Raw genomic sequence first — 23,131 nt, forward strand, 5'->3', positions numbered from 1 at the left:
AAAGGTTTCGTTACAATTTATTTTTAAAAAAGTAGAAAGCTTTATACTGTAGCAAATTTTAGATTCTGATATTTTTCTGTTCCCCAACTTAAAGGAAGCAGAAAATACAGTTGTATTTTTTTAGAATAAAGAAATAGAAACCTACCCTTTAGGGCTAGGGAAAGGTTTCGTTACAATTTATTTTTAAAAAAGTAGAAAGCTTTATACTGTAGCAAATTTTAGATTCTGATATTTTTCCGTTTTCCAACCCTAAAGGAAGCGGGAAATAAAGTTGTATTTTTTAGAATAAAGAAAAAGAAACCTACCCTTTAGGGCTAGGGAAAGGTTTCGGTAAAATTTATCTTTAATAAGGGTAAAGCTTTATACTGTAGCAAATTTTAGATTCCGATAATTTTCCGTTTTCCAACCCTAAAGGAAGCGGGAAATAAAGTTGTATTTTTTAGAATAAAGAAAAAGAAACCTACCCTTTAGGGCTAGGGAAAGGTTTCGGTAAAATTTATCTTTAATAAGGGTAAAGCTTTATACTATAGCAAGTTTTATATTTCGTTAATTTTCCGTTTTCCAACCCTAAAGGAAGCGGAAAATAAAGTTGTATTTTTTTAGAATAAAGAAAAAGAAACCTACCCTTTAGGGCTAGGGAAATGATTTCGTTACAATTTATTTTTAAAAAAGTAGAAAGCATACTACTGTAGCAAGTTTTAGATTTCGATATTTTTCCGTTCCCCAACCCTAAAGGGTGCGGAAAATACAGTTGCATTTTTTTAGAATAAAGAAATAGAAACCTACCCTTTAGGGCTAGGGAAAGGTTTCGGTAAAATTTATCTTTAATAAGGGTAAAGCTTTATACTGTAGCAAATTTTAGATTCCGATAATTTTCCGTTTTCCAACCCTAAAGGAAGCGGAAAATAAAGTTGTATTTTTTTAGAATAAAGAAAAAGAAACCTACCCTTTAGGGCTAGAGAAAGGTTGCGGTAAAATTTATCTTTAATAAGGGTAAAGCTTTATACTGTAGCAAATTTTAGATTCCGATAATTTTCCGTTCCCCAATCCTAAAGGATGCAGAAAAAGGAGATGCATTTTTTAGAATAAAGAAATAGAAACCTACCCTTTAGGGCTAGGGAAAGGTTTCGGCAAAATTTATCTTTAATGAGGGTAAAGCTTTATACTGTAGCAAATTTTAGATTCCGATAATTTTCCGTTTTCCAGCCCTAAAGGATGCAGAAAAAGGAGATGCATTTTTTAGAATAAAGAAAAAGAAACCTACCCTTTAGGGCTAGGGAAAGGTTCCGGCAAAATTTATCTTAAATAAGGGTAAAGCTTTATACTGTAGCAAATTTTAGATTCCGATAATTTTCCGTTTTCCAACCCTAAAGGAAGCGGGAAATAAAGTTGTATTTTTTAGAATAAAGAAAATGAAACCTACCCTTTAGGGCTAGGGAAAGGTTTCGGTAAAATTTATCTTTAATAAGGGTAAAGCTTTATACTGTAGCAAATTTTAGATTCTGATATTTTTCCGTTCCCCAACCCTAAAGGGTGCGGAAAATAAAGTTGTATTTTTTAGAATAAAGAAAAAGAAACCTACCCTTTAGGGCTAGGGAAAGGTTTCGTTACAATTTATTTTTAAAAAAGTAGAAAGCATACTACTGTAGCAAATTTTAGATTTCGTTAATTTTCTGTTCCCCAACCCTAAAGGGTGCGGAAAATAAAGTCGTATTTTTTAGAATAAAGAAATAGAAACCTACCCTTTAGGGCTAGGGAAAGGTTGCGGTAAAATTTATTTTTAAAAAAGTAGAAAGCATACTACTGTAGCAAGTTTTAGATTTCGTTAATTTTCTGTTCTGCAACCATGAGGGATGCAGAAAAAGGAGATGCATTTTTTAATAAAAAGAATTAGAAACCTACCCTTTAGGGCTAGGGAAAGGTTTCGGTAAAATTTATCTTTAATAAGGGTAAAGCTTTATACTGTAGCAAATTTTAGATTTCGTTAATTTTCTGTTCCCCAACCCTAAAGGGTGCGGAAAATAAAGTTGTATTTTTTTTAGAATAAAGAAATAGAAACCTACCCTTTAGGGCTAGGGAAAGGTTTCGTTGCAATTTATTTTTAAAAAAGTAGAAAGCTTTATACTGTAGCAAATTTTAGATTCCGATATTTTCCGTTTTCCTACCCTAAAGGGTGCGGAAAATAAAGTTGTATTTTTTTAGAATAAAGAAAAAGAAACCTACCCTTTAGGGCTAGGGAAAGGTTTCGGTAAATTTTATCTTTAATAAGGGGAAAGCTTTTGTCACAGTAAGTTTTAATAACCGTAAGTAATCTCACTACAAGACTGTGATTCTATCTCTATCTGGATTTTCCCTTAAATTGAAGGGGAAACAGGAAGGACAATACAGTTACTAACCACAAGGGTTTGAAAGGAAGGTAGTTTTTTAACAAAAATCCATCAAATGATAAATAGAACCATTAGGTCCTGAATTCCTTTTTAATCTGATCCAGGCGTTTTTTATTATCTCGATCCTTAAGAGTTTCTCTCTTATCGTGTAATTTTTTACCTTTTGCCAGGGCGATATCTATTTTGGCAAGACCTTTTTGATTAACAAATAAGCGCAGTGGTACAATAGTGTTACCAGAGTTAGCCACACCTTTCTCTAGTTTTTTTAATTCCTTGCGGTTAAGAAGTAATTTACGCTCTTGTTTAGGCGCATGATTAAAATACGTAGCATGAGAGTATTCTTGAACTGTCATATTAATAATAAACAATTCATTGTTCTTGAACTCACAAAAGCCCTCTGCGATACTAGCTTTACCTAGTCGTATTGCTTTTATTTCAGTTCCTGCTAGTACAATACCAGCGGTATATTTATCAAGAATCTCGTATTCAAATCGCGCTTTACGATTCTTGATCTCTATTTTGTTCTTAAAATCCATAATTAAAATACAAATATACCTTAATTCTTTAGGCATTCTCTTATATCTTTGTGAAATGAGAAATATTTTATTATTATTAATTTGTAGCACAAGTATTTTTATATCTTGTAATTCTAGTAAACCAGATCCTAGATCTATTATGGTAGAAACCATGAAAGCTCACGGTACAGACCTTGCAGCAAATGGGCAACTACATTTTACATTTAGAGGTATAGATTATTCTGTAAAAAGACAAAACGGTAATTTTAATTTTGAGCGTTATTTAATGATAGGAGAGGACGCTGTCCTGGATAGACTTAATAACAGCGGTTTTTATCGTTATAAAAATGACATAAACATTGCCCTACCAGACTCGTTATCTCAAAGATACAAGGCTAGTCTTAACTCTGTTATATATTTTGCACAGCTTCCTTACAGTCTTGATGGTGATGCTATCAACCTTAAATACATAGGTGAGGACAGGATTAAAGGAAAGTCATATCATGAAATAGAAGTAACCTTTAATGAAATAGGTGGTGGTGAAGATCATGAAGACGTTTTTGTTTACTGGATCAACCAGGAGGATCACTTTATCGATTATCTAGCATATTCTTACTGTGAAGAAGAATGTGGGTATCGCTTTCGCGAAAGCGTAAACCGCAGAAACAATAACGGTGTAATTGTACAGGATTATAATAATTATAAAACCGCAAAACTCGATTCTGAGTTGTTTAACATAGACGATCTTTTTAATGAAAATAAGTTAGAATTATTGAGTAAAATTGAATTAGAAAGAGTTTCTTTTAAGGTTAATAAATAACAGTTTATAGCATTTGAATATAAAACTATTTACTCTTCCTCCTCGCTACTAGGACCGTTAAAGAAACTGAAAACCGTACCTCCATATCTGCGTTCGTTATCAAAATGCTCACTGCTGGATAGGGAAGTATGTTTAGAATGCTCAATAATTAATATACCATTCTCTGATAGAAGTTCATTCTTAAATATGTATTCTGGTAGTTTAAGAAAATCTTTTTCTTCTAGAGCATAAGGAGGATCTGCAAATATAACGTCGTATTTTCCTTTATGTTTTTCTATAAATTTAAAGACATCGGCCTTTATGGTATCTATAGGGAAATCTAGATCTTGGGCAGTTTTTTTAATAAATGCAATGCATGGGTAGTGTTGATCTACTGCTAGAACGCTACCAGCACCGCGACTACAAAATTCATAAGACATATTACCACTACCAGCAAATAGCTCTAGCAATTTTATATCGTGAATATGAATCCTATGACGCAATATATTGAATAATGCCTCCTTAGACATATCTGTAGTAGGTCTTACAGGTAGATTTTTAGGTGCTGATATACGGCGTCCTTTATGTGTTCCTGATATTATACGCATATGATTTGTTCTAAGTAATTTGAGTAATTTTTTTCTTGGGTTACATAACGCACGTAGGTGTATAATAGTTCTAAGAGTGCGTTGTTTTGTTCTTCACTGCATACTATAATTTCCATAGTCTCTGGATCGAGGTCGTTATGGTGTGTAGTAAACATAGTGTAGTATAAAATATCTTCTATCTCATCGTGTGGGAAAAGATTATGAGCTATTAATTTTCCTTTATTAAATATAGAAAGGTAAAAGTGACTGCCTTTAATATCTAGATAAACTTGCGGTCTTAATCCTACGGTAGGTGTAGATCTAGTCTCTAAAATACGAGAGCTATAATGGTAGTATTCATAACTTCCATAACGTTCAAAAAAGTAATTGTTTATGTTAGAATAAGCTATATAAACTGTGTTTACACCTGTTGTTCCTAGTATTTCATCTACACTTAACACATCTGTCTCAAGAATTCTAGCATTGTATTTTAGGTAATCTGCTGCATGGTCTTCCTTGTATAAAAGTGCAGGGACACTAGTAAAAATATTGTGATGGTAGAGTAGGGTAGCTTTAGTAAAAGCTTCTTTTAAAAAAGCCTCTTCTCTAAAACAAGTCTCAATAGTTTGTAAAATCTCAATAGGATTTGCACTATGCTTAAATTCTTTATGTAAAGAGTCTAGAATTCCCGTTGAGTTATAGGTATAAAAAGAAAGTCCATCCTGATGAATCAGGACGGACAGTTTCTTTATGGTGTCGTTAGGACTACTTATCTTTAGGTGCATACTGTCTCGGCCAGTTACCACTAGTAGTGATCTCATCTAGGCTACCTACAAAAATAGTAGGACCATCAATTGCTTCTACACTCTTAATCTCTAACTCTTCTTTTACTAATCTTTCTGGTTGATCAAAAAGAATGTCTTTTTTATCTGCTACTGCACGGAAAACAGGAACTCTATTTTCTTTATCAAAGACAATATCTGTTTCAAGTTTTATAGAACCAGGTGTATCAGCTACTTTATATTTTAATAATTGAGAAACATCGACATCTTTGAAAAGAGAATCTTTTACAGATGTAAATCCTAATGTATCTGTTATTGTAATTTCTTTTTTATAACCATTAGGGTCATTTGCACGTAGTCTAAATTTCAGGTTACGCTCTTCATCAATTACAGTGCTATCACGTTTTTGAGTAAGCGCAAATTTTGCGGTGTCTACAAAACGAGCTAGTTTGTTAATGTCATTTGAATATAAACCGGTAATTGATTTGTGAGCATTTTGTGCTTCACGTAATTTTACTAGTTGACTTACTATTTGCATGTAGCGTTCTTCTTTTGCTTCTGCAAATTTTACTGGCTCTTCGATAGATTTGTAAAGTTTATACGCAAAGAACCCACTTACCGCTAGTAAGGCGATAATAATGATAGGGTGAAACTTTTTAGGAATCTTGTTTATAAATACGGCTAGTAGGACTAGTACTATTAGACCTAAAACAACTGATATAATTAAATTGAACATACTTTTAATGGTTTAATGCTATTTTTCAACGCAAACAAATCTACAATTTTTTTTCACTCATCCTAGCTTGAGATATAAAATTTGAGTTAAGTTTATACTCAGTTTTCCACAATTTGCAATGACACCACAAGAATTTTACAAAGTATTACTTTTAGATTTTCCGTTTAAACCTACAAATGAGCAAGATAGGGCGCTAGAGTATCTAGCCGATTTTATTTTAGATAAAAATAAAGATCGGTTATTTATGTTGCGTGGTTATGCCGGTACAGGTAAAACTACCCTAACCAGCACGATTGTTAAGAGTATTTGGAAGCTTAAAATGAGCTGTGTTCTTCTAGCACCGACAGGAAGAGCTGCAAAAGTGATAAGTAATTATGCAAATAAGCAAGCAGCGACTATTCACAGAGAAATTTATTATCCTAAGGGACAAGGAAACGGTGGAGTGCAGTTTACCTTAAAACAAAACAAGCATCGCAACGCATTATTTGTCGTGGATGAAGCATCGATGATTCCTGATGTTGCTGCAGAGAATAAAATGTTCGGTGGTAATGGTTCTTTATTAGACGACCTTATAGAATATGTATATAGTGGTGTGAATTGTAAATTAATGATTATAGGGGACACCGCTCAATTACCGCCAGTAAAACTAGATGTCTCTCCAGCATTAGACAGCCAGCTTATAGAACAGCGGTACTTAAAAGAGGTTACAGAAATAGAACTAGACGAAGTGAAACGACAAAGTGAGAACTCAGGTATTTTACTTAACGCAACATCTATACGTAACCATATTCTAGAGGAGAACTTTGATTTTAAATTTGACGTAGATAAATTTACAGACATTAACAGGCTTATAGATGGTCATGAAATTATGGATGCTATTAATAGTGCTTATGATTTTCATGGACATGAAGAGACAGCCATAATAGTGCGATCTAATAAAAGAGCAAATCTTTATAATGAACAAATAAGATCTCGCATTCTATTTAATGAAAACCAGCTGTCACCTGGGGACTATTTAATGGTAGTAAAGAATAACTACCACTGGTTGCAACCGTCTAGCGATGCCGGTTTTATTGCAAACGGTGATATTGTTGAAGTGTTAGAAATTTTTGCTTTTAAAAACATTTATGGCTTTCATTTTGCAGAGGTAAAGGTAAGAATGGTAGATTATCCTAATATGAAAGAATTTGAAACCGTACTTTTACTAGACACATTAACATCTGAAACTCCATCGCTTACTTATGAAGAGAGTAATAAACTCTATCAAGAAGTGCGCATGGATTATTTAAAATTACCTAAGTATAAGCAGTACAAGGAGATAAAAGAAAACCCTTTCTTTAATGCCCTACAGGTTAAATTTTCATATGCGATAACCTGTCATAAGTCGCAAGGTGGACAGTGGGAAAACGTGATTATAGAACAACCTTATTTACCAGACGGTCCAGATAAAGGTTATTTAAGATGGTTATACACGGCAGTAACACGTGCCAAAACAAATTTGTATCTTATAGGTTTTAAAAACGATTATTTTATAGAGAATTAATATGTTTGAAATTATTTTTAGCATTTGTTTAGGTATAGGACTAGCGGCCAGTGCTGGTTTTAGAGTATTTATACCATTACTATGTGCAAGTCTAGCAGCTTACTTTAATGTAATACCACTTAATGAGAGCTGGCAGTGGGCTGGTAGTCTTACTGCTGTAATCGTACTAGGAGTAGCAGCCGTAGTGGAGTTGCTTGCATATTACATACCTTATGTAGATAATTTACTAGACACTATTTCTGTGCCGCTAGCTGCCATAGCAGGTACGGCGGTAATGGTAAGTGTTATGGGAGATATGAATCCAGTTTTTACATGGACCATGGCTATAATCGCAGGTGGTGGTACCGCAGCCGCTATTTCTACCACCACATCTGGAGCGAGAGCTATGAGTACCTCTACAACAGGAGGTTTTGCAAATCCCATAGTAAGCACTGCCGAGGCTGGTTTCAGTGGCATGCTATCTCTAGTATCTATTGCATTTGCTCCACTAGCGGTCGTAATTGTGTTTTTTCTTTTAGTAGGTATTAGAAAACTGTATAAGAGAATCTTTAATAAGAAAAAGCAAGAAGTTGTTATTAATAGATAGAGTTTAATGATAATTCCGCTTTCGCGAAAGCGATATAAAACTAACAAATAGATATGTTTAAATTCTTCATGAGACCTAAAAATGCAGTTTATCGATTTAGTGAATATAAAAAATCACTTGTTATAAATGATAATGTAAAAAATAGATTTTGGTTAAGCATTGGGTTAATGTTTTTCGGAAGTCTTAATTTATTACTGATAGTGAATAACTGGGGTATGTTTTTCAAAATTTTCAGTTATGCGTTATTGTTATCTTCAACCATAGTACTAGTGGTTATGTTTCAAACTCATACATTAAAGAAGGAAATAGAAAGGGTAGATGTAGATTTTCTTTTATTTAGAAATAATAGAAGTGTAAAACAAACCACGCTCAGACTAAAAAACGGTAAGTATCGTAACGTCATTTTTAATCATGAAGCACATCGCTTAAATTTTGTGCAATTCATGGAAGAGAACGATTTTGAGGTCAAGAGAGTAGAAAATAAATTACCATTAGTACCACTCAATTTTTAAAAGTAATAATAATAAAAAAATGTTTAAAAGCGTTAAAAAACTATTTACAGATAAGAATTCTACAATAACCTTTGATCCAGACAGGCAATGTTTTGAAATAGATGATCATGCTGTTTACCAAATATGGATGTCTAGAATACTGTCGATTACCATGCTGTTTTTTTCTCTTTCAAGATATTTTAAATTTGATAGCCCCAATCTATTATTTTTAGCTCTTTCTATATTTTTTGCAATTATGTTGATTTTAGGTTTTGTAAATAATAACGCATCCTCAACCATAGCTCTAGACCAGATTAAATCGGTAAGCTATCGCAAGTCTACAACCAGTGCTACAGGAAGTATCAGGTTAAATAATAAAACTCGCAGGCCTCTTTATCACTATAATTTATCGCAATTTGATAATCAAATTGAGTTATTTAAAAGTCATGGAATAGAGATTAAAGAGAAATCATCTTGGTTTTAAAATGAAAAGAAATATTTATAAAATTTAATTGTAAAATGTTATCTAAATTTAAAGATTTATTCAGTTATCAAATTTCTCAAGTCCATTATGATAAAGATTACAGCTTTTTGAAATAGAAGATAATGTTAAGAAGCAACTAGTTGTATTTCAATTAATTTATTAATGATATTTTTAGCTGTTATAAATTATTTAAATTTTGATGAATTAAACTGGTTGACCGTTACTCCATTAATCATATTCCCTATTCTAGTTGTTTTTAATTTTTTTCTTCTAACGGGAAAGTCTAAAATAGATTTATCTGAGATTAAATACCTTATTTATAGTAAAGAGAATAATTCTATTGGACTAGCAATAAAATTAAAAAACAGAACACGTAGGTCTCTTTACGTTTTAGAGCGAGATAAGGCAGAAGAAATAGTAACTTTGTTTCATAATGAAGAAGTTCTTATTAAATATAAGTAATTTCTGTCATTTTAAATTTAAAAATATCTTTTGAAAAAAATAGCCGTAATTCCAGCCCGTTTTGAAGCCAGTAGATTTCCTGGTAAATTAATGAAAGATCTTTGTGGTAAAACAGTCATAATGCGCACGTATGAGGCTGCATTACACACTGGCCTATTTGATCAGGTTCTTGTTGCGACAGATAGCGATGTGATTTATAACGAGATAATTAGTAACGGTGGAGAAGCGGTAATGTCTCAAAAAAAACATGAAACTGGTAGTGACCGTATTGCAGAGGCTGTAGAGAATTATGAAGCAGATATAGTGATTAACGTGCAAGGTGATGAGCCATTTACTAATCAACTAGATCTTGAAAAACTGATAGCTGTTTTTGAAAACGATAGGGAAAACGAGATTTCCCTAGCATCATTAATGCATGAAATTACTGAAATAGATGACATTGAAAATCCAAATAATGTAAAGGTAATAACAGATTTGAATAGTAATGCATTGTACTTTTCGCGTTCTGTGATTCCTTTTCCTAGAGATAAAGATGTAAAACAACCTGTTTATAAACACATAGGGATATATGCTTTTAGAAAAAGTGCCTTATTAGATTTTTATAATCAGTCGCCTACACCGCTAGAATTATCTGAAAAAATAGAATGTATAAGATATCTAGAACACGGTAAAAAAATTAAGATGATTCCTACTAGTCATTTGAGTATAGGAATAGATGTGCCACAAGATCTAGAAAAAGCTAAATTAGAATGGCAGCGACTCCATTAAAACTAGAACAGACTAATTAAGACTCCTACTAAGGTAAAAGCCTTAAAAATCTAAGTACTTATAGTAATAAAATATTTAAATAGCAATTCCTACAGGAAGCATATCTTTATATTTGTTTCTAAATTTACGAACAAAACCTGCGATTTTAGGATGTGTAGGTACAACTTTAAGGTCTTTTTCTTCTCTTATGTTATCAAAAACACCAGTTAAGAATTCGTTTCTAAAATCTAAATCATTTTCCAGCTCTTCTGGTACGATGTATTTAGTTAAGAAGATTTTTCTCTCTTGTTGAGAATATTCAATTTTTGCAAAAATATCGCCTTTGCGACATTCATACTGACGTAAAAAAGTATTGTCAGTAATTTCTATAGTAGTAGAGGGGTGGTCCATAATCTTTTTTTTAACTCATTTATTTTCTAAAAATAGATAGGCATTAAAATTTTAAAGTTAACTTTATGGCTGATTAGTATCGTGATTAAAATTTTCATTTAATATCTTGTAAAGATACCTTAAAAGTCATGTCATAAAACCATTAAAAATGTTAAAGCGCTGAAATGAGAGCGTTTCCTTAAATTATGAAGCATATATATTTAATGCCAGGTATGGCAGCTTCTTCCTTAATTTTTGAAAATTTAAAATTACCAAAGAAGGATTTTACAGTCCATAATCTAGAATGGATCATCCCTGAAGTAAAAGAACCTCTTAGGGATTATGTTACGAGGTTGTTAGCGCATGTTAGGCATAAAAGCCCTGTGTTGGTAGGGGTTTCTTTTGGTGGTGTGATAGTTCAAGAAATGGCCAAACAGATAGATGTAGAAAAACTTATTTTAATATCTACTGTTAAATCAAAGAAAGAATTTCCTAGAAGAATGCGTTTTTCAAAAGTGACTGGACTTCATAAAATATTACCTACTAGACTGGTAGAAAATTTTGATTTACTTGTTAAATATAATCCAGGTTTTGCACTTAAGAAGATAGAACTTTATAAAAAATACCTATCGGTTAATAATAGAATTTATCTCAATTGGGCGCTAGACACTATTTTAAATTGGGATCAAGAAGAGCCGCTTTTAAATACTATTCATATTCATGGTGATGAAGACCCTATTTTCCCTATTAAGTATATAAATGATTGTATCATCGTGCCTGGTGGTACGCATGTTATGATTGTCAATAGATTTAGGTGGTTCAATGATCACCTGCCAGATATCATACTTTCTTAAAAATAATAAAGCTTAACTGTTTATAAGTCTTTAATACTAGAATCTTTTTATATCTTTAATCCAATAATTATAGACAGATATGAAAAAGATATTTTTAGGAGCAGGAATCGCAGTAGTTTTTATATTCACCATAGGTGCTATACAACAAGATCGTGATTCAAGTACTGCATCCAGCATCACTAGGTCACAAAATACGACAGTAACCAGCAGTAATACAGGTAATAATAATTTAAAGAGAGTAGAAGATTATAATGTCTACAGTGTACAGTTGCCTAAGAGTCTAGACTTTGCAGGAGAGAATGTGCCATTACACCAGCCAGATATAAGAGAGCGAGTGGATAGAGAGTTTTTAGTAAACACCTACTGGCAGTCTAATGGTATCTTACTTATTAAAAGAGCTCAAAAATATTTTCCGATTATAGAACCTATTCTAGCAGAAAATGGTGTGCCAGATGATTTTAAGTATCTAGCAGTAATAGAAAGTGGTCTACAGAATGTTACATCACCAGCTGGTGCGAGAGGTTTCTGGCAGATTATGAGAGGAACTGGAAAAGAATTAGGTCTAGAGGTAAATAACAACGTAGATGAGCGATACCACTTAGAAATCGCAACAAAGGCTGCTTGTGATTACCTTAAGAAAAGTAAAAACCAATTTGGCAGTTGGACACTTGCAGGTGCCGCTTATAATGCCGGTAATGGCGGGATTAATAAACGATTAAACGCGCAAAATGTTTCTAGTTACTACGACTTACTCTTAGGAGAAGAAACAGGTAGATATGTATTTAGAATTCTAGCGATTAAAGAGATTTTAAAAAATCCCAAAAATTTTGGTTTTAATGTAGATCCTAGTCATGGTTATGACACGATACCTACTAAGAATGTATTAGTCGATTATGAGGTGGATGATCTATCCGCTTTCGCAAAAGCTAACAACATCAACTATAAAATTCTTAAAATTCACAATCCGTGGTTAAGAGAACCTAAACTGAACAACAAATCAGGTAAAGAATACTTAATCCAGATTCCTGAAGAGGGATACTATAACTAGATTATGCTAGACTGGTTTCTTTCTAACTGGTTTATGGAACTGCTAATTATAAATTATGTAGTTGCATTAAGTGCTGCGTTTTTTCTTATACGTAGCAATCAAAACCCTAGGAAGACGCTCTCTTCTCTATTATTTCTTATCACTTTTCCATTTGTAGGTCTCGCGATTTATTACTTCTTTGGAATGGAATATAGAAAGTCTAAAATTTTTAAACGTAAAGATCTAGCAGGACATCATCTTATCAAATCATGGCAGAAACGCTTAGGACTATCAGATCAAAAATTATCAAAGTATGAGGATGATTTTTTAGATAATCGTGTAAAACTAGTTAGGTTATTAAATAAAAATCAGTCATCCACTTTAACACTTAAAAATGATCTTAAAGTTCTCATTAATGGAGAGAATACCTTTAAAAGTATCTTTGAAGATATAGATAGAGCAACAAATCATATACACTTAGAGTATTTTATAATTAAGGATGACGCTATCGGTAAGGAGTTAATTAACAAATTGATTAATGCCCGTCGTAGAGATGTCCAGGTTAAACTTATTTATGACTCCGTAGGTAGTAATTTATCTAGCAGTGCAAAGAAAAAAATGCGAGAAGCAGGTATTGATTTCTATGCTTTCATGCCAGTTATATTTTCTAATTTTACTCGCAAAGCAAATTATCGAGATCACCGTAAAATATGCATTATCGATGGACATATAGGCTATCTAGGAGGTGTAAATGTAAGTGATGATTATTTAAATATAGAAGATGATTCTACTGGAAATTACTGGAGAGATACTCATTTAAGAATAGAAGGACACGCAGTAAAAACCATGCAAGTGCAGTGGTTGCTTAACTGGTATTTTGTTAGCGACCATATAAGTGAAAAGACCATCATTGATTTACCAGACAGTTATTTTCCAGAAATAGATGAAAAAATAAATAAAGCAGTTCAAATAGCGGCTAGCGGTCCAGATACCGACTGGGCTAACATTATGGAGGCTATTTTTATAGCCATTACCACCGCTAGTCATACTATTAAAATTACCACACCTTACTTTATTCCTAACGAGGCTATTTTAACAGCATTAAAGAGTGCAGCTAGAGCTGGCATTGAGGTAGAGATTATGGTGCCTAAAAAAGGGGACAGTTGGGCAGCAAGATTTGCCAGTCGTTCTTATTTTAGAGAAATACTAGAAAGTGGGGTAAAAATCTACTGGTATCACAAAGGGATGTTACACGCTAAAACGATGGTAGTAGATGAGGAATTCTCAACTATAGGGACTTCAAATATGGATTATCGCAGTTTTAACATCAATTTTGAGATTAATGCACTTATTTTTGACAAAGAAATATCTCATGAATTGAACAACCAGTATAAGTTAGATTTAGAACATTGTGAAGAAGTTATTATAGAAAAATGGCTTAAAAGAAATAAGTGGAATAAAATCAAAGAGTCTTTTTGTCGATTGTGGGCTCCTCTATTGTAAATATGAAAAGAAAAAAAATGACTATAGAAATTATATTACTCTTATTGTTATTAGGTTTATTAGCAGGCTTCTTAAGTGGAAGTGTAGGAGTAGGTGGTGGTGTTATTATGGTGCCACTAGCTATTTGGTTTTTAGGATACAGCCAGCATCAAGCACAAGGGATAAGTCTCGCAGTTCTCGCGGTGCCCGTTACTTTACTTGCGGCATACACATATCATAAAAATGGCCTGCAAGTTAATGAAGGCTTAGACTGGCGTTATGTACCTTTTATAGCAATCACCTTTGTTATAGGAGGATACTTTGGGTCTAAGTTAGCTCTTAATATAGATCAACAATTATTGAAAAAAATATTCGGTGTAATACTTATTATTGTAGCTATAAAAATGATCTTTTTCTCTAGTGCAAAAGGCGTTAGTTAAGAAAACTCTAACATTTTTAAAAGCTAAATCACCGACATTTACCACTTCAAAAATATTAAAGATAAATACAATGAAAAAATTATTATTTGTTTTGAGCTTAATGCTTGTAACTACCACCATTAGCGCCCAGATCGAAGCTCCACAACCTAGTCCTAGTGCAAAAACAGTGCAGACTGTAGGACTTACAGAGGTTACTTTAGATTATTCTAGACCAGCAAAGAGAGGTAGAGATATCTTTGGAGATTTAGTACCATTTAATACTTTATGGAGAACTGGTGCAAATGCTAATTCTAAGATAACTTTTTCAGACGATGTTAATTTTGCAGGAACTGATGTAAAAGCAGGAACTTATGCTGTCTTTACAAAGCCAGGTAAAAAACAATGGACCGTAATGTTATATAGCGATACATCTAACTGGGGTACACCTAGAAAATGGGATGATTCTAAAGTTGTTGCCACTACTACCGTAGAGGTTTCTAAACTTAAAAATGCTCAAGAAAGCTGGACTATGGCCATTAATGAGCTTACTATGGATGGTGCTCACTTACAGATGATGTGGGATGAGACTATGGTTGCAGTTCCATTTACAGTGCCTACAGCTGCAAAAACTCAAGCTAGTATCGATAAAGTAATGGCAGGACCAGCTGCAAACGATTATTACAGCGCTGCAACATTTTACTTAGATGCAAATAAAGATCTTCCACAAGCTCACCAGTGGATTACAAAAGCAGTAGAAGCAAATCCAGACGCATTCTGGATGCACAGAAGAAAATCTCTTATCGAGGCAAAGATGGGTAAAAAATCTGCAGCAATTGCAAGTGCAAAGACATCATTAGAATTAGCAAAAAAGGCTAAAAATGCTGACTATGTAAAACTAAATGAAGACAGCCTTAAAGAATGGGGCGTGAAGATATAATTATCTTTTTATTATTATACCGCTTTCGCGAAAGCGAAACATACATTAAACCGTCTAGAATATTTCTGGGCGGTTTTTTTATGTTTTACTCGATTATTTTATTCATCTATTCAAAGTAGGAGTAAGAACTATCTAGTAACTAGATCTAATTTTTTTTAACAACAGATATGGGTTTTATGATAAATTTATATTGCTACACGCATAAAGGTTGTGAAATATAAAAGCCGTTTGATTATATCTATCAAACGGCTTTTATAGGTTATAAATGAATCTAGTTAATTAATTAACTAACCAGTATACCTGGCGTGCTAACTGGCTGATGACGATGATTACAGCAAATACGATAGCTATAACACGCAAGCTAGATTTTTTGATACATATAGCTAATAGTAAAGGTATAAAAGCAAAAAGAATGTTTATAAAAATACGAATAGCCTGTCCTGGACCATGCCATAATCTTATAGATAATGATGTAAATAACCAATCTAATAAATTATCAAACAACCAGAAGGAAATAATCGCTAGTAACAGTTTAGGTCGCCATCCTACAGATTGTGGTGCTGCAGTATAATTAACTCTATTACTAGAATTATTTTGAGTTACTTGATAACTTTGTTGCTCAAAACTTAAGTCACGCTCAAATGTTTCTGGTGCCGCTTGTTGATTATTTATGTCAGGATTAGGCTGCTGTGGTATGTTAGAAGTATTTTGATATGCTTGCTGTTGTTCGTTTTGTTTTTGCTTAAATAAAGTAGCAACCTCTATAATCTCTCTAGCAGGTTTTAATTCTGACGTTCCATCTAGTCTTAACTTATAATCAGGACGTATATTTTTATCGAGTAATTCTTGTGGTGTAAAAGGACCGAATTCTCTAAAACCATCGTTGTAGAAATACTTGTTCATACTTTAATTTTTTTGAAATTCAAAAATACTATTATCTTCTTTATTCACGGTGCTTATAATTAAAGCTAGGGTAATAGTAAGAATAGCACCTAGCGGATTCAACCATAAGAAGGGCAATATCTCTATTCCTTCTACAAATTCATGAAGTATAGCACAAGTGGCAACAATTACTTGAGAAATGCATGCAGCAATAAAAATAGCTTGACCTTTGATTTTTTTAAAGTAAAAAGCAACTAAGAATATCCCTAAAATAGTACCGTAAAATATAGAACCTATAAAATTAACTAACTGTATAAGGTTGTCAAATAAGGATACAAAACTAGCAAATCCTATAGCTATAACTCCCCACATAAGCGTGAACCATTTACTCATGTTTACATAATGGTCGTCATCTTTTTCTTTTGTGCTATATCTTTTATAAATATCTACAGCAGTGGTAGAGCTCAATGCATTTAATTCTGAAGCGGTAGAACTCATTGCAGCACTTAAAATAACAGCTAGTAAGAGTCCTATTAAGCCTTTAGGCAAATGGTTTAATATAAAATGAATAAAGACAAAGTCCTTGTCATTAGTCTCAATACCTTCGTCTGCTTTTTTAATTAACTCTCTTGCTTTCTGTCTATTGTTTTCTTCTTGTGTTCTTAGATATTCTAAAGCAATTTCATAATTACCTACATCTTCTGGAGAGGTGCTCAAAGCTGCGGCATAATTTTTTTGTACTTCCTGTTTTTCATTCAGTATTTCTTCATGACTCGATTCTAGTCTGCTGTATTCTCCAGCATATTGACTTTCTTTAACAGCTTTTTGTGCAGCAGGATTAAAGTTAAGAGGCGTAGAATTAAATTGATAAAATACAAATACCATCACACCTACCATGAGTATAAAAAACTGCATAGGTACTTTAAGTAAACCATTAAACAGTAGTCCTATACGCATTTGCTTTATAGATTTACCAGAGAGATAACGTTGTACTTGTGACTGGTCTGTACCAAAATAACTAAGCATTAAAAACGTAGCACCGAATATAGCGCTCCAGACATTGTATCTATCGTTAAGAGAAAAGTCAAAGTCAAGGACCTTCATTTTATCAGCACTACCAGCCATAGTTAGCGCGTTATCAAAACTCACATTATCTGGCAGTTGTGTCACGATAAGTACAAATGCGGTAACCATACCAGCCATGATAATTATCATTTGCTGTTTTTGAGTCACGTTAACAGCCTTTGTACCACCAGAAACAGTATAAATAATAACTAGAATACCTATAATAATGTTTAAGTATTTTAATTCCCAATCCAGTACAGCGCTTAGTATTATGGCAGGCGCATAAATGGTAATACCAGCAGCTAGACCGCGCTGTATTAAGAATAATATAGAAGCTAACGATCTGGTTTTTAAATCAAATCGCTTTTCTAGAAACTCATAAGCGGTATAAACTTTAAGCCTGTGATAAATAGGTATAAAGGTGACACATATGATAATAATAGCTATAGGTAAACCAAAATAGAACTGTACAAATTCTAAACCGTCTGTATATGCCTGTCCAGGCGTACTTAAAAATGTAATAGCGCTGGCTTGTGTCGCCATTACAGATAGCCCTACAGTCCACCAGCGGGCATCTCCACCTTTTATATATTCTTCACTGGTCTGACGGCCTCTTGTTTTATAAACACCATAAAGGACTATAAACGCTAGAGTACTTACTAGTATGAACCAATCAATTACCTCCATAAACTGAGCTTAAAATGTAAAACAAAATTGCAAAAACTAGGTTTGCTATAATCACCATTGCATACACACGGTTCCACTTTTTAGAGTTTTCTCTGGCCATCTTTAGTTTTAATAGTTTGATTTTCTACTCCTAGACTTATCATATTTGCCAGTAATTTATAAGCTCCAGAAACACCAGCAGGTAATTCTCTAAAAAGGCTCAAACCAGTATAGATAATATGTCCATCACCATATTTTGCTACAATAAGACTTCCTGTAGTCATATCTTCTTGCTTATCGTGCATTCCTAAAATAGGAGTGAAGGCAGCATCCCATGTTGTAGGGAAATAAAGACCTCGTTCTTGTACCCAATCTTCAAAATCCTTAGAAGTTATCGCATTAGGTGCAGACATGATTTTATGTTGAGGTTCTAATATGGTTACTGTTGCATTTTCATCGGTCACTCGCTTTCGCGAAAGCGTAATAGGTAAAGGCCCCAACGCATCTGGACTAATTCTTCTATTAGTATTGTACTGCATCATTAAGGTACCACCATTTTTCACATAGCTATCGAGTCTAGGTTGTAAAGCTGCCATGTCTTCTTTTGCGACATTAAAGGCTCTAATACCTACTACTACTGCGTCATATTTAGAAAGATCGTTAGGTACTTCATTAGGTTCAAATTTAAATACCTTGCTACCTATAGCTTCTATAGCTTGTGCAACGTCGTCACCAGCACCATTAATATAAGCAACGGTGCGCGCGCTATTTACTAGACCTGGTTTTACTACTTGCGATTCATTGTTTCTTACCAGTTGCTGGTCAGGAATATGATCATAATCTATTTTAATTACTTCTTGCGAGTAGGTTTTTACACCTATTTTTACTAGTCCAGATACAACACCTCTGGACGCATTTTTAGGTGGCTGTACATTAAAAATAAATGTTCTTTCTTCTCCTTTTTTAAATTTAGTTAGATTAAAATCTCTAGGTGTAATATTCCATCCATCAGGGTGACATAATTCTAAGGTACCTGTTGATAATGCTTTATTTGCTTTTATGGTAACCTGAATAGGTTGGGTAGAATTTCCAGAAAAGACATAAACAGGATTCTCGATACTTACGGCAACTTCTGGAACGATGTGAAAAGGTTCATTAACCTCGCCGCGCACAGGGTCGGTGCGTTTATGTATGATAGGAATTTCTCTGTATAACTCGGTATTATTTATTTTAAGAATAGTGCGTACTACAAATTCAGCACCAGTTTCTGGTTTACCAGTTAAGGTTCTATCCTTAAATTGATACATACCTAAGGTAGATTTTTCTTTCAAGTAATAAGGAGAACTAGCCTCATAAACTGCTGGTATCTTTAAAGTAGCATCTAGGGTGAAACTTTTTGCTGCATTTAGTGATACTTGATTTTTATCTACCTCCACTAACTTATTAGGTAAAAGAGTTACCTCATAATTTTGATTAGAACGATTAGTCATTTCCACTTTTACCTTCAGATTTTCTCCTGCCGTAGCAGTAGCTGTATTAATGCTAGCCTCTAGATATACACCGGTAATATCTAGAATGACCTGATCTAATTCTGCTAGTTTGATGTTTTTCCAGTGATCTTCTTTTAATTTTTCAATTTTACTTCTCAACTCTAACAGGGCAGGAATACTTTCTGTAGGTTTTTTAAAATTATAATTTGCGATAATAGAATTAAGAAAGGTCTGTACGCGACTTCCTCCTTTTACTCTGGTCCATGTGGTATTTATACCAGAAAATACATCTGACTTGTCACTCGGGAAAGAGCCTTTTAAAAATTCTAAATATTCTGTTTGTGAACCACGAGATCCTGTACTACCAAAACCTTGTGATTTATGCTGACTTCTACTCAATGCGGCAATCTCGCTATTAGATAAACCTTTGTAAGGGTAATAAGTTCCCGCTTCTATTTCTAGTAGGTTGCTTTTATCTGCTGCATTAAACGCTTCTTTACTGCCATAAAACCACCAGCTGGTATTAAAAAATATACGTTGTGCTTGCCAGGTGTCTAGATCTTTTAACTGGTCAGGATAACTATTTTTATTTGCTGCGAGATCAAAAACCTTCATGCTTAACATAGCACTAGTGGTGTGATGCCCATGTGTAGTACCAGGAGTGCGGTGATTAAACCTGTTGATAACCACATCAGGTTTAAAATCTCTGATAATACGCACCATGTCTTCCATTACGGCTTGCTCATCCCATATTGCTAGTGTTTCATCAGGATGTTTAGAATAACCAAAATCATTGGCTCGTGTAAAAAACTGTTGTCCACCATCTATGTTTCTAGCTTCTAGTAATTCTTGAGTACGTATCATCCCTAATTGTTCACGTAGTTGTGGACCTATTAAATTTTGCCCACCATCTCCACGAGTTAATGATAGATAGGCAGTGCGTGCCATTTTATCATTTGCTAGCCAGGAGATAAGCCGCGTGTTCTCATCATCTGGGTGAGCCGCTATAAATAATGCAGTACCTAGAAAACCTAGTTTTTCAATGTTGTGATAAATCTCAGCAGTATTGGGCTGCTGGTGGGCGAGTCTATTTTCTTGAGCAACCGCAGTTGATAGGAATAATAACGCAATGATAGAGGTGATAAAATTCTTTTTCATACAGTGTGTGAAGATAGAAGTTTCAAATCTTAAATTTTTGTGAATATTTATATGTTCTATGATCGATTTCTTTAACTCAAGTAAGAAAAATCGCTCTTATTAGTTGTTTTCTTATAAAATCTCATGGTGTGAGATGATGGTGTTGAAATTCCGCTTTCGCGAAAGCGAGTTCACAACATCAAAAAGAACCTATTCTAATTTTAGAATAGCAATGAACCATGTGCTTTTCAAATGCCTTGATATTTGAGTTTACTGTGTTAACCATAAAAATGTAAGAATTTAAATTATTTCCATCACCTTTATAATAAATGGTGTACTTGTACAATAAAAACTCTGTGATTTTAATGCTAGTGGGCGTTGTTGTTACACGGCTTATTTTAGACAAGATTTATTTTATCAGTTCCCCATTTATCAAATAGATACATAGAACTGGTATCATAAAAGAATAACAATTCTTATCAAGTACTCATTGCAAAAGGAAATAGACTAAAACCATGGTGATAAAAACAGATGGACCTAACAGTAGTAAATCATCTTGCAGCATGACCAAAAGAATTAAGAAAGCCATAAAGGTTAAAAGTACTGTTAAGACAATTTTATTATTAGGCTCGAGATTTTTTTTACTAATTATCTTATCGGTATATTTCTATACTTAGAACTGAGAATTAGAAATAAACCATAGAAAAGAACACCAGTAGAAGTAAGTCCCATTATAATAGCACCGTATTCTACTTGCATAAAAGCAAATGCTGCATCGGCACCTTTGGGTAGATTTTCCATATTATAAATAGCAGATCTGCCTAAGATGTATGCAAATACGCCAAAAACTATCCCACGACTAAATCTACCTGTGCGTCCTAAAAGCAATAAATATTTATACTGACGGTCAGTTAAATTTTCTTTGTGGGTCATTTTATTCATCATAGTAGAAAAAGAAATCCACCATTCATTAAGCGCGCTAACGGCTAGTCCTATGGAAATGATAAAGACTATTATTTTACCCCATATGGACTGCAGGAGCATAATTTTCCAACCAGAATTACCATCCTTATCTGGCATACCGAATAATAGCTTGAGACAAGTAAAAAAGAGTAAACAATATCCTATACCATTAATAAAATAAGCCACTCTACGGAAGGTAGGCTTACCATCATCACCATCGTAATCACCTCTATTAAAGGTAAGATAGAATCTGGAGAAAATATAACCGGCCAGCCCTATACTCATTAATAGAAGTAAAAACCATCCAAAACTTAAACGAGATATCCATTTAAGAACATCGTCACCACTTTTAAGTGCATAGGTAAGTTGAGAAGCTGTTATTAGTGCCATAATGCCCATTAATAAAAATACGGCACCCTTTGTTGCTATACCTATTCTGGCAAATCTTCTGTAGTTCTTCAAAGTCTGTTTCTAATTAAATCAAAAATAGTATCCAGACCTTTGAATTAGATAGTATGTAACAAAACTTTAGTTGTTTTATTAATCTATCACTTCCATAATTTTTTCCCACATTTCATCATGAAAAATTACTGGAACTAAATTTCCAGAAGGTTCATTTCCCATGCGTATAACAACCATATTTAAACTAGGGACAACATCTATAAACTGACCGTTTTTACCTAACGCACTAATCATATCTACCGGTGCAGATGGTGTTATAGAAGAATTAAATGATGTAGTTGACCCTGGGAAAACAACAGAACTTTTACCATTTAACCACCATAAATAACCAAAAGAAGGATTTATGGATTGAGAAGTACTAGTCATAGCGTTTACATAATTAGAATCGCCTAAAACGGTTGTTCCATCCCAATTTCCTTCATTTAAAGTTAATAGTCCAAAACGTGCTGCACTTCTAGTTGTGCTCACATATAAATTATCAAATAATGCAGTATCTGTCCACTGGCCGTCCATTCCTATTTTATCATTTATGGTTGTCGTAGTATATTCATTATTAGTCATACCTGTAGCAGACTCTAATACGTTGTGTAGTATTTTATAGGTACCGTTGTGATAATACCATTGATCGTCAGCATCTGTTAAATAATCAAAACATGCTGGTGCTGTACAGTCTGGATTTGTCACATTGTAATCAATACCAGTGGTTTGTGTTAAACTGTTTTTAATAGTAATTAAGTCTTCTTTATCCTGCGGCATGTTAGTCCACCCATTACCTAGGTAGTCAGATGTTTTATCATTTATATTTAAATAACCTTCTTCTTGTGCGATACCTACTGCAGTAGCTGCAAGTGATTTACCAGCACTTGCCCAGTACCAATTACTATCCTTATCAAATGGCTGACCATATAAGTCTGTATTCCAGTATTGTTCAACAACTATTTTACCATTTACCAGAACTATAAAAGCTCTTGTCTCATTTTGCTCTAGAAAGGTATTTAGTTCCGTAGCTTTTTGAGCATTCCATTGCAAATCAGATAAGGAAGTAGTTTCCCATGTATCTCCAGTTAATGGTGGGAAATAACTAGTTTCTATAGGGTCTATAATTATGTCGTCATCGCTAGAATCATCAGTAGAACTGCAGGAGATAATAATTAGAGATATAAGAATAAGGTAAGTATAAAGATTTTTCATTTATAATAGTTGGGTAGCTAGTGTTTAAGACTTGGGAAAAGATAAAA

The 23,131-nt window shown here is 33.5% G+C and carries 22 protein-coding genes; 12 read left to right on the forward strand and 10 right to left on the reverse strand.

What is annotated here, in order from left to right; genetic code table 11:
* Positions 1-2,458 precede the first annotated feature (2,458 nt).
* The gene (gene smpB / locus Q0838_RS12500; protein ID WP_104516734.1) at positions 2,459-2,923 is read right to left on the reverse strand and encodes an SsrA-binding protein SmpB; all 465 of its coding nucleotides are present in this window, start codon (positions 2,921-2,923) and stop codon (positions 2,459-2,461) included.
* Positions 2,924-2,978: 55 nt separating this feature from the next.
* On the opposite strand from smpB, the gene Q0838_RS12505 reads away from it, so the two are divergent.
* Positions 2,979-3,722 carry a DUF6503 family protein gene (locus Q0838_RS12505; protein WP_298955693.1) on the forward strand — a complete coding sequence of 248 codons (744 nt, stop codon included), beginning with the start codon at positions 2,979-2,981 and terminating at the stop codon, positions 3,720-3,722.
* 29 nt (positions 3,723-3,751) lie between these two features.
* On the opposite strand, the gene rsmD is transcribed toward Q0838_RS12505, so the two are convergent.
* The 3 genes from rsmD to Q0838_RS12520 are packed head-to-tail and all read right to left on the reverse strand — an operon-like array spanning position 3,752 to position 5,806.
* Complete coding sequence (rsmD, locus tag Q0838_RS12510) at positions 3,752-4,309, reverse strand: 16S rRNA (guanine(966)-N(2))-methyltransferase RsmD (protein ID WP_298955696.1); 558 nt, start codon at positions 4,307-4,309, stop codon at positions 3,752-3,754.
* Positions 4,300-5,109 (reverse strand): DUF3822 family protein, encoded by an 810-nt coding sequence (locus Q0838_RS12515; protein ID WP_298955699.1) that lies wholly within the window; start codon positions 5,107-5,109, stop codon positions 4,300-4,302. The genes rsmD and Q0838_RS12515 overlap by 10 nt, the downstream gene beginning before the upstream one ends.
* Complete coding sequence (locus Q0838_RS12520) at positions 5,054-5,806, reverse strand: hypothetical protein (RefSeq protein ID WP_298955702.1); 753 nt, start codon at positions 5,804-5,806, stop codon at positions 5,054-5,056. Before Q0838_RS12520 ends, Q0838_RS12515 begins: the two co-directional genes overlap by 56 nt.
* 118 nt (positions 5,807-5,924) lie before the next feature.
* Between Q0838_RS12520 and Q0838_RS12525 the strand changes: the two genes are divergently transcribed.
* From Q0838_RS12525 to kdsB, 6 genes are all read left to right on the forward strand, one after another.
* Entirely contained in the window at positions 5,925-7,349 is a 1,425-nt protein-coding gene (locus tag Q0838_RS12525) for an AAA family ATPase (protein ID WP_298955705.1), read from the forward strand.
* Position 7,350: 1 nt separating this feature from the next.
* A complete protein-coding gene (locus Q0838_RS12530) occupies positions 7,351-7,935 on the forward strand; it encodes a DUF4126 domain-containing protein (RefSeq protein WP_298955708.1) in 585 nt (194 codons plus the stop codon).
* Between the two features lie 53 nt (positions 7,936-7,988).
* Positions 7,989-8,447: a hypothetical protein gene (locus Q0838_RS12535; RefSeq protein WP_298955710.1), complete on the forward strand. Its 459-nt coding sequence runs from the start codon at positions 7,989-7,991 to the stop codon at positions 8,445-8,447.
* A gap of 19 nt (positions 8,448-8,466) precedes the next feature.
* Positions 8,467-8,910, forward strand: coding sequence for a hypothetical protein (locus Q0838_RS12540; RefSeq protein ID WP_298955713.1), 444 nt, complete (start codon positions 8,467-8,469; stop codon positions 8,908-8,910).
* A 162-nt stretch (positions 8,911-9,072) separates the two neighbouring features.
* Positions 9,073-9,372 (forward strand): hypothetical protein, encoded by a 300-nt coding sequence (locus tag Q0838_RS12545; RefSeq protein ID WP_298955715.1) that lies wholly within the window; start codon positions 9,073-9,075, stop codon positions 9,370-9,372.
* A 30-nt stretch (positions 9,373-9,402) separates the two neighbouring features.
* Positions 9,403-10,140 carry a 3-deoxy-manno-octulosonate cytidylyltransferase gene (gene kdsB, locus Q0838_RS12550; protein ID WP_298955718.1) on the forward strand — a complete coding sequence of 246 codons (738 nt, stop codon included), beginning with the start codon at positions 9,403-9,405 and terminating at the stop codon, positions 10,138-10,140.
* 75 nt (positions 10,141-10,215) lie between these two features.
* On the opposite strand, the gene Q0838_RS12555 is transcribed toward kdsB, so the two are convergent.
* Positions 10,216-10,530: an N-acetyltransferase gene (locus Q0838_RS12555; RefSeq protein ID WP_298955721.1), complete on the reverse strand. Its 315-nt coding sequence runs from the start codon at positions 10,528-10,530 to the stop codon at positions 10,216-10,218.
* A gap of 185 nt (positions 10,531-10,715) precedes the next feature.
* Here Q0838_RS12555 and Q0838_RS12560 point away from each other — a divergent pair, with 185 nt between their 5' ends.
* The 5 genes from Q0838_RS12560 (at position 10,716) to Q0838_RS12580 (ending at position 15,228) form a co-directional block, all read left to right on the forward strand.
* Complete coding sequence (locus Q0838_RS12560; RefSeq protein ID WP_298955724.1) at positions 10,716-11,363, forward strand: alpha/beta hydrolase; 648 nt, start codon at positions 10,716-10,718, stop codon at positions 11,361-11,363.
* A 79-nt stretch (positions 11,364-11,442) separates the two neighbouring features.
* On the forward strand, positions 11,443-12,411 hold the full coding sequence (locus tag Q0838_RS12565) for a lytic transglycosylase domain-containing protein (RefSeq protein WP_298955726.1): 969 nt from the start codon (positions 11,443-11,445) through the stop codon (positions 12,409-12,411).
* A gap of 3 nt (positions 12,412-12,414) precedes the next feature.
* Positions 12,415-13,893, forward strand: a complete 1,479-nt coding sequence (cls, locus tag Q0838_RS12570) for a cardiolipin synthase (protein WP_298955728.1) — start codon at positions 12,415-12,417, stop codon at positions 13,891-13,893.
* Between the two features lie 17 nt (positions 13,894-13,910).
* Positions 13,911-14,312 (forward strand): sulfite exporter TauE/SafE family protein, encoded by a 402-nt coding sequence (locus tag Q0838_RS12575; RefSeq protein ID WP_298955753.1) that lies wholly within the window; start codon positions 13,911-13,913, stop codon positions 14,310-14,312.
* Between the two features lie 70 nt (positions 14,313-14,382).
* A complete protein-coding gene (locus tag Q0838_RS12580; protein ID WP_298955730.1) occupies positions 14,383-15,228 on the forward strand; it encodes a DUF2911 domain-containing protein in 846 nt (281 codons plus the stop codon).
* A gap of 279 nt (positions 15,229-15,507) precedes the next feature.
* Here Q0838_RS12580 and Q0838_RS12585 read toward each other — a convergent pair whose 3' ends face one another.
* The 5 genes from Q0838_RS12585 to Q0838_RS12605 form a co-directional block, all read right to left on the reverse strand.
* On the reverse strand, positions 15,508-16,131 hold the full coding sequence (locus Q0838_RS12585) for a hypothetical protein (RefSeq protein ID WP_298955732.1): 624 nt from the start codon (positions 16,129-16,131) through the stop codon (positions 15,508-15,510).
* A gap of 3 nt (positions 16,132-16,134) precedes the next feature.
* A complete protein-coding gene (locus tag Q0838_RS12590) occupies positions 16,135-17,862 on the reverse strand; it encodes a sodium:solute symporter (protein WP_298955735.1) in 1,728 nt (575 codons plus the stop codon).
* Positions 17,863-17,942: 80 nt separating this feature from the next.
* Positions 17,943-20,489, reverse strand: coding sequence for a PIG-L family deacetylase (locus Q0838_RS12595; protein WP_298955738.1), 2,547 nt, complete (start codon positions 20,487-20,489; stop codon positions 17,943-17,945).
* 627 nt (positions 20,490-21,116) lie between these two features.
* A complete protein-coding gene (locus tag Q0838_RS12600) occupies positions 21,117-21,893 on the reverse strand; it encodes a DUF1206 domain-containing protein (protein ID WP_298955742.1) in 777 nt (258 codons plus the stop codon).
* A gap of 78 nt (positions 21,894-21,971) precedes the next feature.
* Positions 21,972-23,084 carry a serine hydrolase gene (locus tag Q0838_RS12605; RefSeq protein ID WP_298955745.1) on the reverse strand — a complete coding sequence of 371 codons (1,113 nt, stop codon included), beginning with the start codon at positions 23,082-23,084 and terminating at the stop codon, positions 21,972-21,974.
* Between the last annotated feature and the right edge of the window lie 47 nt (positions 23,085-23,131).

Source organism: uncultured Nonlabens sp. (assembly GCF_947495285.1).
Taxonomy (GTDB): Bacteria; Bacteroidota; Bacteroidia; order Flavobacteriales; family Flavobacteriaceae; genus Nonlabens.